This window comes from Halomonas halocynthiae DSM 14573 (assembly GCF_000425725.1).
Classification (GTDB): Bacteria; Pseudomonadota; Gammaproteobacteria; order Pseudomonadales; family Halomonadaceae; genus Halomonas; species Halomonas halocynthiae.
The window spans coordinates 19,904-35,335 of record NZ_KE384440.1; the positions used below are offsets into that span (position 1 = coordinate 19,904).

17 protein-coding genes are annotated in these 15,432 nt (G+C 54.1%); 14 read left to right on the top strand and 3 right to left on the bottom strand.

Annotated elements, in window-relative coordinates; all coding sequences use genetic code 11:
- Nucleotides 1–35 precede the first annotated feature (35 nt).
- The 14 genes from acs to H616_RS14625 all read left to right on the top strand — a co-directional run bounded on the left by acs (nucleotide 36) and on the right by H616_RS14625 (nucleotide 11,623).
- Nucleotides 36–1,988, top strand: a complete 1,953-nt coding sequence (gene acs / locus H616_RS0109185) for an acetate--CoA ligase (RefSeq protein ID WP_027967108.1) — start codon at nucleotides 36–38, stop codon at nucleotides 1,986–1,988.
- 191 nt (nucleotides 1,989–2,179) lie between these two features.
- Nucleotides 2,180–2,842, top strand: coding sequence for a response regulator (locus tag H616_RS0109195; protein WP_027967109.1), 663 nt, complete (start codon nucleotides 2,180–2,182; stop codon nucleotides 2,840–2,842).
- 72 nt (nucleotides 2,843–2,914) lie between these two features.
- Entirely contained in the window at nucleotides 2,915–3,076 is a 162-nt protein-coding gene (locus H616_RS15565) for a hypothetical protein (protein ID WP_156906444.1), read from the top strand.
- A 52-nt stretch (nucleotides 3,077–3,128) separates the two neighbouring features.
- A complete protein-coding gene (locus H616_RS15570) occupies nucleotides 3,129–3,281 on the top strand; it encodes a hypothetical protein (RefSeq protein WP_156906445.1) in 153 nt (50 codons plus the stop codon).
- Nucleotides 3,282–3,299: 18 nt separating this feature from the next.
- Entirely contained in the window at nucleotides 3,300–3,641 is a 342-nt protein-coding gene (locus H616_RS14615) for a DUF6447 family protein (protein WP_035572971.1), read from the top strand.
- Nucleotides 3,642–3,931: 290 nt separating this feature from the next.
- Entirely contained in the window at nucleotides 3,932–4,813 is an 882-nt protein-coding gene (locus tag H616_RS0109215) for an MBL fold metallo-hydrolase (protein ID WP_027967110.1), read from the top strand.
- 43 nt (nucleotides 4,814–4,856) lie between these two features.
- Entirely contained in the window at nucleotides 4,857–6,635 is a 1,779-nt protein-coding gene (locus H616_RS0109220) for a SulP family inorganic anion transporter (protein WP_035572972.1), read from the top strand.
- Between the two features lie 78 nt (nucleotides 6,636–6,713).
- Nucleotides 6,714–6,905, top strand: a complete 192-nt coding sequence (locus tag H616_RS0109225; RefSeq protein WP_027967112.1) for a YgaP family membrane protein — start codon at nucleotides 6,714–6,716, stop codon at nucleotides 6,903–6,905.
- Nucleotides 6,906–6,935: 30 nt separating this feature from the next.
- Nucleotides 6,936–7,391 carry a YeeE/YedE family protein gene (locus H616_RS0109230; protein WP_027967113.1) on the top strand — a complete coding sequence of 152 codons (456 nt, stop codon included), beginning with the start codon at nucleotides 6,936–6,938 and terminating at the stop codon, nucleotides 7,389–7,391.
- The gene (locus H616_RS0109235) at nucleotides 7,388–7,807 is read left to right on the top strand and encodes a DUF6691 family protein (RefSeq protein WP_027967114.1); all 420 of its coding nucleotides are present in this window, start codon (nucleotides 7,388–7,390) and stop codon (nucleotides 7,805–7,807) included. The genes H616_RS0109230 and H616_RS0109235 overlap by 4 nt, the downstream gene beginning before the upstream one ends.
- Nucleotides 7,808–7,924: 117 nt before the next feature.
- Complete coding sequence (locus tag H616_RS0109240; protein ID WP_027967115.1) at nucleotides 7,925–8,614, top strand: response regulator; 690 nt, start codon at nucleotides 7,925–7,927, stop codon at nucleotides 8,612–8,614.
- A complete protein-coding gene (locus H616_RS0109245) occupies nucleotides 8,611–9,945 on the top strand; it encodes an ATP-binding protein (RefSeq protein ID WP_027967116.1) in 1,335 nt (444 codons plus the stop codon). Before H616_RS0109240 ends, H616_RS0109245 begins: the two co-directional genes overlap by 4 nt.
- Before the next feature lie 20 nt (nucleotides 9,946–9,965).
- Complete coding sequence (locus tag H616_RS14620; RefSeq protein ID WP_035572973.1) at nucleotides 9,966–10,652, top strand: c-type cytochrome; 687 nt, start codon at nucleotides 9,966–9,968, stop codon at nucleotides 10,650–10,652.
- A complete protein-coding gene (locus H616_RS14625; RefSeq protein ID WP_035572974.1) occupies nucleotides 10,649–11,623 on the top strand; it encodes a c-type cytochrome in 975 nt (324 codons plus the stop codon). The genes H616_RS14620 and H616_RS14625 overlap by 4 nt, the downstream gene beginning before the upstream one ends.
- A gap of 152 nt (nucleotides 11,624–11,775) precedes the next feature.
- On the opposite strand, the gene dsbG is transcribed toward H616_RS14625, so the two are convergent.
- The 3 genes from dsbG to dsbD form a co-directional block, all read right to left on the bottom strand.
- Nucleotides 11,776–12,555 (bottom strand): thiol:disulfide interchange protein DsbG, encoded by a 780-nt coding sequence (gene dsbG / locus H616_RS0109260; RefSeq protein WP_051234169.1) that lies wholly within the window; start codon nucleotides 12,553–12,555, stop codon nucleotides 11,776–11,778.
- A 61-nt stretch (nucleotides 12,556–12,616) separates the two neighbouring features.
- Nucleotides 12,617–13,441, bottom strand: coding sequence for a prolipoprotein diacylglyceryl transferase family protein (locus H616_RS0109265; protein WP_338035750.1), 825 nt, complete (start codon nucleotides 13,439–13,441; stop codon nucleotides 12,617–12,619).
- Nucleotides 13,438–15,333, bottom strand: a complete 1,896-nt coding sequence (dsbD, locus tag H616_RS0109270; protein ID WP_240470572.1) for a protein-disulfide reductase DsbD — start codon at nucleotides 15,331–15,333, stop codon at nucleotides 13,438–13,440. Before dsbD ends, H616_RS0109265 begins: the two co-directional genes overlap by 4 nt.
- Between the last annotated feature and the right edge of the window lie 99 nt (nucleotides 15,334–15,432).

Sequence of the window (15,432 nt, forward strand, 5' to 3'; positions counted from 1 at the left end):
TGCCTGATTTACTCCCTGATCGAGAGGTCTGTTTTATGACTGAGCAACACAAGAATATTTATCCGGTTCCTGAAGCGCTGGCGAAGAAGGCTTGGGTCAACAAAGCGGACTATGAGGTACTGTATCGCCAGTCCATCGAGGATCCTGATGCCTATTGGGGAGAGCAGGCTAAGCGGCTTGACTGGATCAAGGCGCCAACCAAAATCAAAAACACGTCGTTTGAGCGCGATAATGTTGATATTCGTTGGTTTGAGGACGGCACGCTAAACGCCAGTGCCAACTGTATTGACCGTCACCTTGAGACTCGCGGTGACCAACCGGCGATTATCTGGGAAGGCGATGATCCTAATACTGATAAGACGCTGACCTATCGCGACCTTTACGAACAAACCTGCCAGATGGCCAATGGTCTGAAGGCGTTGGGTATTGGAAAAGGCGATGTGGTAACGCTTTATCTACCGATGATTCCGGAAGCTGCTATTGCGATGCTGGCCTGTGCACGCATCGGGGCGATTCATTCGGTGGTGTTTGGTGGTTTTTCACCGGATGCAGTGGCTCAGCGCGTCGTGGGTGCGAAGTCCAAGCTGGTTATTACTGCGGATGAATCGGTGCGTGGTGGTAAGAATGTGCCGCTTAAGGATAACGTGGATGCGGCGCTAACCCGTGAGGGCACTGACGTCTGTAAGAATGTGATGGTGGTGAAGCGTACCGGCGGTAGCATTGACTGGCATGACGGTCGTGATGTGTGGTACGACGATGCTGTTTCACAGCAGCCCAAAGAGTGCCCGGCTGAAGTGATGAACGCAGAAGACCCGCTGTTCATTCTCTATACGTCTGGTTCTACTGGCGCGCCCAAGGGCATGAAGCACACCACCGGTGGCTATCTGACGTATGCCGCTCTCACGCACCAGTATGTTTTTGACTACCATGATGGCGATATTTATTGGTGTACCGCTGACGTAGGCTGGGTTACCGGCCACAGTTATATCGTTTATGGTCCGTTGGCTAATGGCGGTACCACCTTGATGTTTGAGGGTGTGCCGAGTTATCCGACGCCGGGCCGCATGGGTGAAGTGGTTGACAAGCATAAGGTCAACATCCTTTACACCGCACCCACCGCGATTCGTGCGTTGCGTGCTCATGGCGATGATGTCATGGCTTCTAGTACCCGTGAGAGCTTGCGCCTACTGGGTTCGGTCGGCGAGCCAATTAACCCTGAAGCCTGGGAGTGGTACTACCGTGTTATTGGTAACTCTAAATGCCCGATTGTTGATACTTGGTGGCAAACCGAGAATGGCGGCATTCTTATTTCACCGTTGCCCGGTGCTACCGCGCTTAAACCAGGGTCTGCCACGACGCCGATGTTTGGCGTTAAGCCGGGCATTGTTGATACGGATGGCAACCTGCTTGAGGGCGAGGCTGAGGGGAATCTAGTGATTCTCGATGCATGGCCAGGTATTGCTCGTTCGATTTGGGGAGATCATGAGCGTTTTGTTCAGACCTATTTCTCAACTTATCCAGGGATGTACTTTACCGGTGATGGCTGCCGCCGTGATGCGGATGGTTATTATTGGATTACTGGGCGTGTTGATGATGTTCTGAATGTCTCTGGGCACCGTATGGGTACCTCTGAAATTGAGTCTTCCTTGGTGGCGCATGACAAGGTGGCTGAAGCCGCAGTTGTTGGTTTCCCTCATGATATCAAGGGGCAGGGTATCTATATCTACGTTACCTTGGCGGAAGACTTTGAGCCCAGTGATGAGCTTAAGAAAGAGCTGGTTCAGTGGGTGCGTAAAGATATTGGCCCCATTGCTTCGCCTGATGTGATTCAGTGGGCCACAGACCTTCCCAAGACGCGTTCAGGAAAAATCATGCGCCGTATTCTGCGCAAGATTGCTGCCAATGAGACAGAGGGTCTAGGAGATACTAGTACTTTGGCAGATCCGTCGGTCGTCGATGAGCTGATTGAGCACCGCGTTAATCGTTGAGACCCCGCAGTTGCCAGTGAGTGATATGTTGTTGCAGTAACACAAACACCAGCGTCAAGCTGGTGTTTGTGTTTGTGACATACGCAATAAAGATACTTGGGGCCAGTGGCTGGGCTGGGTTAACATGAATCAATAAATAATGCATTCGCTAATGGTGCGGCGCATTGCTCAAGGTATTAGGAGGAGAGCCCATGACAGTTGCTCAGAAGTTCATCGTTGCTGATGACCATCCCTTGTTTCGTGCAGCTTTGACTCAGGCGTTGCGTCAAGTGGGAACTCAGGCCGAAATTGTAGAAGCTGATACCATGGAGGCCACGACAGAGGTGGTCACGCGTCACCCCGATGCGGATTTGATTCTGCTGGATTTGCACATGCCGGGAGCTCATGGGTTTTCAGGCTTGATTCAGCTCCGTAGCCAAGCGCCGGAAATTCCGGTGGCTGTGGTTTCGGGAAGCGACGAACCCCATGTGGTGCGTCGAGCTATTGACTACGGTGCGTCGGGGTTTATTCCTAAATCGTCTTCGCTGTCGTTAATTGCGGAAGCCGTAGGAGAGATTCTGAATGGTGAGGTGTGGCTGCCTGCTGAAATGGCAGACACCCTGGCGGATGCTGATGAAGAAGACACGAAGTTTGCTGAAGCGATAGCGTCGCTGACCCCACAACAGTTTCGAGTGCTCAATATGCTGACTGAAGGCTTGCTGAATAAGCAGATTGCCTATGAGTTGAGTGTTTCAGAAGCCACTATTAAAGCGCATGTTACTGCCATTCTACGTAAGCTGGGCGTTCACTCTCGTACCCAGGCGGTTATTATTGCTCAGAAGCTTGAGGTCGAGCCTCCTAAAGTTAAAAGCTGAAACGGCGAGAGTAGCCACGCGTCAGCTAGCGCATTGGGGCTGCTGCGACGTAAGGACGCGCGTCACCAGCGCATGAGAATGATGAATGAGGGTGCTGAGGTTCAGGTGTGTGCCATCTACCTGCCTAATAGCGAGCATAGTGAAGACGATCTGCGTGATGGTATTAGTGTTGCTGCGCCAGGCCCGATTGGTGAAATGATGCGCGACACCTCGGTCGCGACTTTTACGTTCTGAATCGTTGCTGCCTGAGCCTGACGTGAGTGCGTGTGATGTGAGGACGCATGGCGTGAAAGAGTCGGTTGGCCGTGACGTCTTATGGCAGTTTGGTAAGGCATGGCTGCCGCGCTGCTTGTCTGCCTATGGTGTGTATCAGATGTTCATGTTTGCTGGGTATTTATCTGAACGTGAGTTTGGCACCATAGCGCTTATCAATTCGTAATGAATCAAGGAGTAGGACATGGCGAAAAATGAAACGGTCGCACAGGCTGCACAAAGCACGTCAGGCGTTCAGGAAAACACGCAAACGCTGAATGTGGGTGGCAAGCTGTATGACTTGGGGCAACTTTCAGAGCAGGCGCGTCAGCTGGTTGTCAATATTCAAGCGGCTGAGTATGAGCTTGGCGAGTTGAGCCGTAAAACAGCAATCGCACAGACTGCGCATGCAGCGTATATGAATGCGCTTAATGAGGTGTTGCCCGCACCGCTGGCGGATGGTGCAACAGATGCGGCTGATAAGCCAGCAGCAGAGGAAAAGCCAGCCGTTACTGAGAAAAAACCGACGACTCGAAGAAAAAAGTAAGTGGTGAGCGTCGCCCTGAGTGATGGGCCAAGCGTCGTGTACTAAGCATGTACTAAGAACGATGTTACCTACCAAGAACCCCGCTGATGTTCGTCATCAGCGGGGTTCTTGGTTCTATGAGTCGACGAATAGCGCGGTGATGATGGCTGGGAGTTATCGAGTGGCTTGAAAGCTTTGAAATGATAAAAAGAGCGAAGCAGTAATTGATAGTATATTCCAAAAAAAACTAAGCATATAATAAAAAAGACATTATAATGTAGGCACGATCACTTCTGATGGAGCCCTGAATTATGTCGACACCTCTTGCCTCAACGCCCATCGTTACCGCTTTTTTTGATGAGTCGACCAACACATTTAGCTATGTGGTGAGGGACCCAGCAAGCGCTGTCTGCGCGATCATCGATTCAGTGCTTGATTTTGATTATGCCGCTGGTCGTACGGATGTACGCTCGGCTGATGCAATTATTGACTTCATCAAGCGTGAAGGGCTGAGGGTGGAATGGATTCTTGAAACCCATGTGCATGCCGATCACTTGTCGGCTGCGCCCTATCTGCATGAAGCGCTGGGCGGTAAAACGGGTATTGGCGCCAATATCACGGTGGTGCAAGAAGTGTTTGGCAAGGCGTTCAACGCTGGCACTGAATTTGCCCGAGATGGCAGTCAGTTTGATCAGCTATTTGAAGAGGGGGATACCTTCGCGATTGGTAAGCTGCAAGGTCGTGTATTGCATACGCCAGGTCACACGCCTGCTTGCCTGACGTATGTCATTGGTGATGTCGCTTTTGTTGGCGACACGCTGTTTATGCCCGATTACGGGACGGCTCGCTGTGACTTCCCCGGCGGAGATGCCCGCACGCTTTACCGCTCTATTCATAAAGTGTTGAGCCTGCCGGATGAGACGCGGTTGTTTTTGTGCCATGACTATTTGCCGGAAGGGCGCAGCGAATACCAGCACCAAACGACAGTTGCTGAGCAGCGCAGCGCCAATATCCATGTTCATCAAGGGGTGGCTGAGTCGGCATTTGTTGCCATGCGTACTGAACGTGACGCCACGCTTGATATGCCTAGGCTGATCCTGCCATCGGTACAGGTCAATATGCGTGCTGGCGAAATGCCGCCCGCTGAAAGTAACGGCCAGGTGTATTTAAAGGTGCCGCTCAACCTCTTTTGAGGTTTAAGCCGCTATTTATTAAGTGGAAGACGGAATCATGCCCATGTTGAGTACGCGACTCGCCCGCTGGATACCGTTGATTGGCTGGTTGCGTGACTATCATCGCGACACCCTGACACGAGACCTGCTGGCCGCAGTGATTGTTACCATGATGCTAGTGCCGCAAGCGCTGGCTTATGCGTTGCTGGCTGGGCTCCCACCTGAAGTGGGGTTGTATGCCAGCATGTTGCCGCTGGTGTTATATGCACTATTTGGTACCAGTGCGACGCTTGCCGTAGGGCCGGTCGCTGTTGCGTCATTGATGACTGCCTCGGCGCTGGCAGACATTGCCGTTTCTGGTACTGCTGAATACGTTGGGGCGGCGCTAGTGTTGGCGTTTTTTTCTGGCGTGTTACTGCTAGGAATGGGGCTTCTGCGCATGGGGTTTCTGGCCAACTTTCTGAGCCATCCAGTGATTTCTGGTTTTGTCACCGCATCGGGTATTTTGATTGCAGCGAGTCAGCTTAGCCATATTCTGGGTATTAATGGCTCAGGCAATAACCTAATTGAAATGGCCACTGGGCTGGCCAGCCAGTTAAATGAGATTAACGTGTTCACGTTATTACTGGGCATGGGGGTGTGGGGGTTTTTGCTGATCTGTCGGCGTTATCTCAAGGCATGGCTGACAGACGCAGGGTTGTCAGTGCGCCATGCCGAGCTTTTGTCCAAGGCCGCGCCGGTGCTGGCGGTAATAGCCACGACCCTGTTGGCTTGGTGGTTGACGCTGGGGGAGCACGGTGTGGCACTGGTAGGGGACGTTCCAAGCGGCTTGCCCGCGCTTGCGCTGCCCAGCATGGATCCTGGCCTTTGGGCAACGCTGTTGCCAGCAGCAATATTAATCAGCCTGGTCGGTTTCGTTGAATCTGTGTCAGTGGCGCAGACGCTGGCGGCTAAACGTCGTCAGCGCATTGACCCTAACCAGGAGCTGATTGCACTGGGATTAGCCAATATGGGGGCGGGGGTGAGTGGTGGCTCGCCGGTATCCGGTGGGTTTTCGCGCTCGGTGGTGAACTTTGAAGCTGGAGCCGCAACGCCGTTGGCGGGCGCCTTTACAGCGATTGGTATTGCCATTGCAACGCTGGTACTGACCGAACCGTTAGCCTATCTGCCTAAGGCGACTCTGGCTGCCACGATTATTGTTGCAATCGGAACCTTAATCGACCTGCCTGCGGTGCGTGAGGCCTGGTCTTACTCGCGTGCTGATGGTGTGGCTATGTTGGCGACTCTTTTGCTGACGCTGGTGCACGGCGTGGAAAGCGGTATTTTGGTAGGTGTCGCGTTGTCGATTGGCCTGCATTTGTATCGTACCAGCCGGCCACATAGCGCGTTAGTTGGGCGGGTTCCTGGTAGTGAGCACTTTCGTAACGTGCAGCGTCATCGTGTGGAAACTGACGAGCGCTTAGCTATCTTGCGTGTGGATGAGAGTCTGTATTTTGCCAATGCTCGTTATCTTGAAGATACCGTCATGGCGCTGACAGCGCATCAGCCGGGCCTTGAGCACATTGTATTGGCTTGCCAGGCCGTGAATGGGGTGGATGCCTCAGCGCTGAAGAGCCTAGAAGCAATCAATGCACGATTACGAGATGCCGGTGTGACGCTACATATGGCCGAAGTTAAAGGGCCGGTGATGGACCGACTTAAAGGAACGGAATTTTGTCGCGAGCTGACCGGGCAAGTGTTTCTGAGCACCTATGATGCCTGGTGTGAGCTGCGTGATGAGGCGTTGCCGAACCAGCTAGGCTCGCCCGTTGATGCATCAGTTAATGTTGCAGCCAGCGAGTGAATAAGTTGTTGGAGCGTGTCGCGGGGCGTTGTTGATGCACCATCATCTGTAAAACCACTTGAATAAGAGGCAGAGATTATGAAAAAGAACGTAGGCGGAATCGATAAAGTAGCCCGTATTGTGATTGGCGCACTGCTGATTGTGCTAGCGCTGACCGGCACTATTGGTGTTTGGGGCTGGGTAGGCGTTGTGCCTCTGGTTTCTGGGCTGTTCAACACTTGTCCGCTTTATCAGCTCTTCGGTATTAACACCTGTAAGGTTAAAAAGTAACGTTAATCAACGACATAGAAGGAGGTTTACGTGGACTGGACGGCAAGTCTTCATGGGCTGATCGGCGGTGTACTGATTGGCTTATCAGCTACTTGGCTGATGGCCACGCTGGGGCGTATTGCTGGCATCAGCGGCATTATCAGTGGGTTGATCGGAACACGGCCCAATGGTGATCACGCTTGGCGTTTTGCTTTTCTGCTAGGGCTGTTAAGTGGCCCAGTTTTGGTTATGTTACTGGGGTTTGGAAATGTTGCCGCTGAGCCAGAGGCGGTGATTGGTGCGCCAGCTGGTGGCCCAGGACTCATGCTGTTGGCAGGTTTACTGGTTGGGTTTGGCACGGGCATTGGTAGCGGCTGCACCAGTGGGCACGGCGTGTGTGGGCTGGCACGACTTTCCTGGCGCTCTTTTGTTGCTACTTTGACCTTCATGCTAATGGCGATTATCACGGTGTATGTGGTCAGGCATGTCATTGGAGGTGGGGCATGAAAGTGGTGATGGGCTATATTGCCGGTTTGTTATTTGGCCTTGGTGTGGCAGTGTCTGGTATGACAGATCCGGCGCGCGTGCTGGGCTTCTTGGACGTCTTTGGTGCCTGGGACCCGACCTTAATGTTTGTGCTGGGCGGAGCTGTAATAACCAATTTTATTGGCTATCGCGTGGTGTTGCGCCGTGAATATCCGCTATTCGCAGGGAGTTTCCAGCTGCCTGAACGTAGCGACCTAGATGCTCGTTTGATTGGTGGTGCTGCCCTGTTTGGCATTGGGTGGGGGTTGTCGGGCTATTGTCCTGGGCCGGCTATTGCCTCGGCATCGGGTATGACCTTGCCGCTTGCTGCCATGTTGCTTGCTATGGCATTGGGCTGGATTGTTTCCCAGCGAATGGTGAGATCGGCTGGCCGCTGACGTTAACGTTCATGCACGCCTTTTCGGCTAGCAGATTGCCCGCTGGCGAAACTTTTGCCTGCAGTTAATGCAGGCTTAATCATTGCGGGCCACAATGCAGCCTTGGAGGGTTAATGCATGCATGTACTTTTAATCGAGGATGATGCGCTGGTTGCTGCCGGTATTCGTTCCGGCCTGCAGGTGCATGATTTTGTTGTTGACGTGGCTACCAGTGTGGCTGAGGCGCGCGCCATGTTTGATGGCGTAGTCAGTGATGCTGTCATTCTTGATCGAGGTTTGCCGGATGGCGACGGCCTTGACCTGCTGGCCGACTGGCGTGCTGTTGGCCGTAAAGAACCGGTGCTTGTGCTCACTGCTCGCGATGCGGTGGCTGATCGGATTGAAGGCCTCCAGGAAGGGGCTGATGACTATCTTGCTAAGCCGTTTGATCTTGACGAGTTGGTGGCGCGCTTACAAGCGTTGATCCGGCGCAGTGCAGGGCGGGCTCGGTCGTTGATTGAACACGGCCCACTCTGCCTGGACAGCGTCACCCGCGAAGTGACCTTGGCAGGGCGACATGTTGTGCTATCGCGACGTGAACTGGTGTTGCTTGAAGCGTTTCTACAGTCGCCGCGTAGCATCCTCTCTGCTGAGCGCCTCAAAGACAGCCTCTATGGGTTGAGCGAAGAAGTGGAAAGCAATGCACTGAACGTGCATATTCACCACCTGCGCCGCAAGCTGGGTACGGGCATCGTCAAGACCGTTCGCGGGCTTGGTTACCAGCTCGGTGAGGCAAGTGTTACCTCCTCAAAGAACAGCGTCCGTTGAGCTTACGTACGCGCCTGTTGCTTAGCCTGGGTTTGACGCTGACCTTACTCTGGGGGTTAGCCGCAACCTGGTTGTTGAGTGGCCTGTATGATCAGTTAGAAAAAACGCTCGATCAACGTCTGGCTCAGTCAGCGCGCATGGTTGCGGGCCTCATGGAACAACTCCCTCAAGATGCCTGGTCTCAGGCCCAGCGTCCGGCACTGTCCATCCCTGCAATTGAGGGGCTGGCCTGCCAAGTCCACTCTCCCCGCGGCGAAGTGATTGCGCGCACCCATACCGACATGGCCGACATATTAACTCCGGGGGATCGGGGGCATATGTATCGCCAAGAGCAGGGAATCACTTGGCGTGTGTTTACCTATGAGCGCAATGGCTTGGTCATTACCACAGCTGACCGGATGGACGAGCGCAATTTGCTGCTGCGTAATGTGATTGAAGTGACGGTTGTGCCTTTTGTGGTGGCGCTAACAGGTAGCTTATTCATGTTGTGGTGGGGCGTTTCTAAAGGATTAGCGCCGCTGGTCAAGCTACGCCAGGCCTTGGCGAGTCGTCATCCAGATGCGCTGTCACCCGTACCGACTGAGGGTGTGCCAGCAGAAATTCGTCCGTTGGTTGATACGTTGAATGAGCTACTCGGCCGAGTGCAGCAGGCCATGGCGCGTGAGCAGCGTTTTACCAATGATGCCGCCCATGAGCTACGCACACCATTAACGGCAATTAAAACGCATTTGCAGGTAGCAAGCCGAGTCGATGGCGACGCTGCGCGCGACTCTGTTGCGCTGGCCGAGCAGGGGGTAGAGCGCCTGGCGCGAACCCTGGAACAGTTGTTGATGCTTGCTAGAGTCGAAGGGCGAATAGCTTTTGATGATGGTCAGCCGTGCCGAGTCGATGAGGTAATGCAGTTAGCCTGCGCTGATGCGAAAGGGCCTGTTACGCGTATTGATGTTATCAACCATTGTCCTGATGCCGTGTTGGATATGCCCAGAGAATTAGCCATTACGGCGTTGCGTAATCTTATCGATAACGCCCTAGCTTATGGTGGAGATGAACCCGTCAAACTCGTTGCTGACGCATCGCAGAGCGGGCATCTGTGTCTCAAAGTGCGTGATTATGGGCCAGGGCTTGATTCTGATGTGCTATCGCGCCTGCCGCGACGATTCTGGCGGTTGGGGAAAGGGCAGGGGAGTGGATTAGGTCTGGCTATTGTAGCGGCCATCGCTGAGCGGTTTGGTGGTGAGCTAAGTCTGTACGAGCCAGAAGGCGGTGGGCTAGAGGTGCAACTTTGTGTACCTCTGGTAGTGTCGTCATTATGCTCCATAAGAGAGCAGTAAACTGACAAGGGAGAAAGACCATGATAACAATTAGTAAGGTGGGGGGGATTGCACTGCTGTTGGCCGCAGCAACGCCAGCACTGGCCCAGCAAGGCGATGCTGAGCGTGGTGGTACCTCTGCCGTTGTTTGTGTGGCTTGTCACCAAGCCGACGGTATGGGGATGAATATCCCTGGTGGAGAATCCTGGCCACGTTTGGCAGGTATGAATGCTGATTATTTGGCCAAGCAGTTGCACGACTTCAAGTCGGGTGACCGTGAAAATATGACCATGATGCCGTTTGCTAACATGCTCAGTGATCAGCAGATTGCTGATGTGGCTGCGTATTACGCTGAAATGGCTTCCTGGCCTGAGTTGCCGACAGCTTATCATGCGGCTGACCCGAACAAGGAAGGCGAGTGGCTGGCAGAGCGGGGCGACTGGGAAGACAGCACGTTCATCCCGGCATGTAACCAGTGCCATGGCCCCAATGGGCAAGGGGTTGGTACGACATTCCCCCCCCTGGCTGGTCAGCACGCGGGATACATCAAAAACCAACTGAATGCCTGGCGTGAGGGAACGCGTCACAATGACCCGAATGAGTTGATGGTGGGTATTGCTAAACGTTTGAGTGATGAACAGGTTGAATTGATTGCTGAATACTACGCTGAGCTGCCGGAGAGCTTAGCTGCCGCTGACGCTCAAGAACAGCAGGAGGACGCCAAATGAAACTGCGTAACCCCCATTTGTTGACCGCCGCTGCCCTGATGTCTGCGCTAACGATTTCTCCTGCGCTTGTTGCTCAGGACGCCGCCAGCAGTGATGGCGAAGAGCGTGACTATCAAATTCAGTTACCCGCTCCCCCTGAGGGCGAGGTGACGTTCCAGCCGCCTCATGAGCGTGACCTGCCCGATAACCAATACGGTGACATGGTTCGTAAAGGGCGCGATCTTTTCATCAATACACAGTCGTTGCGCGGTAAGCACGTGTTCAACGACCAGAACTGCGTCAATTGCCACCTGGATGCTGGCCGCCTGGCTCATTCCGCTCCGATGTGGGCTGCCTTTGGTGTTTACCCCGCGTATCGTGGTAAGAACGATAAAGTTAATACATTGACCGATCGAATGCAGGGGTGCTTCACTTACTCAATGAATGGTGTACCGCCGGAAGCGGGTAGCGAGGAAATTGTTGCACTTGAAACTTACTTGCATTGGCTGTCAACCGGTGCGCCGATCAATGAATCGTTGCCTGGACGGAGTTATCCGACGCTGAGTGAGGCGGAGCAAGAGCCTGATATTACGCGTGGTGCTGAGGTCTACGCAGCGCAGTGCGCTATTTGCCATGAAGACGATGGTAGTGGTCAGCAGGTAGGTGAGCGCTGGGTATTCCCACCGCTGTGGGGCGATGGCGCCTTTAACTGGGGGGCGGGAATGCATCGCGTCAATACTGCTGCCAACTTCATTAAGGCGAATATGCCGTTGGGCAAGCCGTACTCCTTGACCGATCAGCAGGCCTGGGATGTTGCCGCGTTTGTGAACAGCCATGAGCGCCCACAGGATCCGCGCCGTCGTACTATGGAATCGCTTGATGAAACCGTCGATATCTACCACAACCACATGGGGTTCTACGGTGACGAGATCAACGGAGAGCGTTTGGGGGAGGGCGACAACTATGGTGAGAACCCGACGCCCAGTGAGTAATCATGGCGTATTTGGTGTGCCATGTTGACTGTATGAGCTGAACGCGCGAGTTGAGTGCATCAGTTGAAGAGAGTGTAGGTTGAAGAGAGTATAAAACGCTCCGTCGTTGTTGGCTTAGTGGGCCAGAGCGACGGAGCGTTTTTTTGGGCCACTCAGGGGGCTGGGCTGCCCATAATTTCTTCTAGCTTATCTGGAGCCGGGGCTCCCTGGCTGCTGAGTAATTTGCCATCTTCCATATAAAGAATGCTCGGAGTGGCGTACAGGCCGAAACTTTTCATTAGGTCGTGATTTTTCTGCAGTTCCATTTCCCATTCACGAGATAGTGATTCGAGAGGCTCAATGGGGTCGCCTGACTCATGGGCATTAAGTGCTTGTGAAGGGTTGTCGGCAGCCAGCATGGAAATAGCCATTCGTGGGCTGTCACGTTGCAAGATACCTACCATGACATGGCGCAGTTGTACGTCGCCAGCATCAATCCAGGGGCGGGCACTTTGCCAGAACTGACTGCAGAACGGGCAGTTAGGGTCGGTAAAAGTATAGACAGTGCGTTGTGCTTCATCATCGCCGTCAGCGATCCAGGCGCTTTCCTCTAATGCCTGCCAATCGAGGGCATTCTGAGGACCAGAGACCAAGCGCTCCAACGGCTCGGTTGACAGGTTGTTACCGTCAGCATCGACCATGTTGCCGATAATGGCATGCTCGCCGTCACTGGTGAGATACACCGATAGTTCGCGGCCTTGCATGCTGGTCGCGTAACCCGTGAGTCCGGAGGGCGCGTCAAAAGTCCCGTGTACGGTCAGGCCTTCATCTTCAAGTGCTGCAATGGGGGCCGGAATCTCCTCGGCCAATGTGCTGCCTGCGCTGACTGTTAGCCCTAATGATAGCCCCAGGGCTAGGGTTATCGTGCGGCCTGTTTGTGCATGCTGTGTCATAAGGATCACTCCGTCACGTTAGTGTTTATAAACGTTGTGTTTGCCAAATTACTGATTCTGTTTATGGCTGCAGGCGTTTTAAATATGGCGAGAGAGTCGCTTCTGATAGTTCGCCAATATGGCTGTCGATCAAGCGCCCGCTGGCGTCATAAAACAGGGTGGTGGGCATGATATGAGCGCCTAGTTCCTTGCCTAGTGTTAAGTTGGCGTCAAGCCACACATTGCTCAGGCTCAGTGACTGGTCCTGTAGAAAGCGTGTGATATGCAGAGGGTTCTCGCCTTGATTCGCAAAGACAAAAGCAATGTCGCCATTTTCTTGCTGAGCACTTTCTAGCAGAGGCATTTCGCGGCGGCAGGGCGGGCACCAAGTAGCCCACAGGTTGACCACCAGCGGTTTGCCTGTGTCTTGCGACAGTTCAGGCAGGCTGACCGGCGTGTCGTCCAGTGTGGCCATAGGGATGTCGGGCAGTGTGCTTGTCTGTTGGTTAATTAGCATCAGGCTGCCCGCTGTTAGCCCCCAGCAGATGGTCCCGATAATCACTGCGCCAGCGAGTGGGGTGCGCTGTTGCGGCGTGCGCCACAAGCGCCATAGTAAGTAGAGCGCTGCAACAATAATGCCGCCCAGCGGAGCAAACCCACCATCGCGTATATCAAGCATCGCCAGTAGGCTGTCATAGTTTGAGTAATTCAAAGTAACAAACAGCAGTCGTGCGCCTATTATTCCGCTCAGCGCAGCGGTAATCAGGCTGTCGCTGACGGAAACTCGGCGACGAGCGCCCATCAAGGCACCCGCTAATAAGGCAATCACGACGGCCAGTATTAGTAGCCAGCGCTCCACGCTCAGGCCGATTGGGCCAATGGCAAAACTTTGATGTAGCAGGTTCACTGGGAAATCTCCGTCGCGGCTTTCTGGCTAAGGCCTGCTTGGAGCAGGCGCGCCATGAAGTCTTCTGCGGAAAGCTCGCCGATGATGCGCTGGGCGCGGCGTTCTTCACCGTCAGGGCCAATCAGTAGCAGGGTAGGTGGCCCAATGATGCCGAACTCTTGCATCAGGGCTTTATCGGCGGCGTTGTTCTTGGTGACATCGGGACGTAGCAGGCTGACATCCGCGAGTGCTGCCTGCACTTCAGGGTCGCCAAATACCTCTTTCTCAATCACTTTGCATGACACGCACCAGTCGGCGTAGAAGTCGACCAGTGTCCAGCGCCCAGCGCTGCTGGCAACATCTACTTGGCGCTGCAGGTCGTTCAAACTAGTGACGGGAGCAAAGCGCTCCATGAAGTCCTGCTCTACCTGCTGTGTTGGGGTGGCCGACGAGCTGAGGTGGAAAGTGCTCAGCGGCTGCCATGGATTGCTGCTGCCCGTAGCGCTGCCCAGTACCATGATGACTCCCCATAGACCAAAGAGAATGCCAGTGGTGCGGCTGATCAGTTGACCCGGCGATGGTGTGGCGCTGCGTCCGGCTTGATATAGCGCGACGGAAACAGCAATAAGCCAGCCGCCCCAGAGCCCGAGCGCTAAGGCGTCGTTAATAACTCGCTCAATGAAGTAGATCGCCATGCCCAACAGTACAAAGCCAAACAGCGCTTTGACCCGAGTCATCCACGCGCCAGGTTTGGGCAGCAGTCGAGTACCCAGTACACCGACGGCAAGCAATGGTGCTCCCATGCCAAGGCCTAAGGCGAATAGCGCACTGCCGCCCAATACTGCATCGCTGGTTTCACTAATGTACAGCAACGCGCCAGCCAGTGGTGCAGTCATGCATGGGCCCACCAGTAGCGCTGAAAGTACTCCCATTACTGCTGCGCCGCCCAGGGTGCCCCCTTTTTGTCGCTGTTGCAGGTTATCTAAGCGCTGGCGCAGCGGACCGGGCAGCTGCAGTTCGAAAAGCCCGAACATGGCCAGTGCGAAAATCACAAATAAGGCGGCGAAGATACCTAGTACCCAAGGTGTCTGTAGCATGGCTTGCAGGTTGGCACCGGCCAAGGCTGCAGCGACACCAAGAACGGCATAGGTAGCTGCCATGGGCAATACATACGCAATAGAAAGCATCAGTCCGCGTTTGGCTGAAGCGTTCGCACCAACCACTAAACTAGAGAGAATGGGTATCATCGGCAGCACGCAAGGCGTGAATACCAGTAACAGGCCCATGCCGAAGAAGGCCGTTAGGGTCCAGAAGGGAGATGCCTGGCTGAGACGCTCGGCCAGCGCTTGGTCGTCGCCCAGGTTGTTGCTGGTCGATGCTTCAGTGGCGGCGGATGACGTTTCTTCGCTGGGGGCTTGGGGCGTCGTAGCAGCGGTGCCTAGGCTGCCACCTTCAACAATTGTCATATCCGACAGCTGAAGGTCTGCGCTTTGTGGTGCGTAGCATAACCCGTTTTCAGCACAGCCCTGCCAGGTTAGCGTTAAGTGCGAGGTGTCTCCCGGCGCCACGCTGACATCGAGCTGGTTATAGGAAACCGCTGATTCGCCGAAATATTCGTCGGTGATGGTTACACCGTCTGGCAGTGGCGGCTCCAGAAGAACCCCTTCAGCGGTCTTGAACTCCAATCTTTTATGGTAAAGATAATAGCCATCGGCAATATTCCAGCGCAGTAGCACCTGCTCGTCATCCGCTACGGCACTGAGCTGAAAGGCTTGGTCTGGTGACAAGAACTCATCTCTGCTTGAAAACAGGCTTTGGGCCATGGCCGGTAGGCTGAGTAGCGCCATCAAGAGCAACAGCAGCGCAAGTGAAAGCGGTGCAGTGTGGCGCGAATGAGTGCGTCTGGGCATCATGGTCGAGTCGGGCTCCATTTCATGTAGATAGTTATATAGCAAGGTAATGGGGGCTGAATAAGGCCATGTAATGAATTGTGTAATTTAGCCATAGTCTGC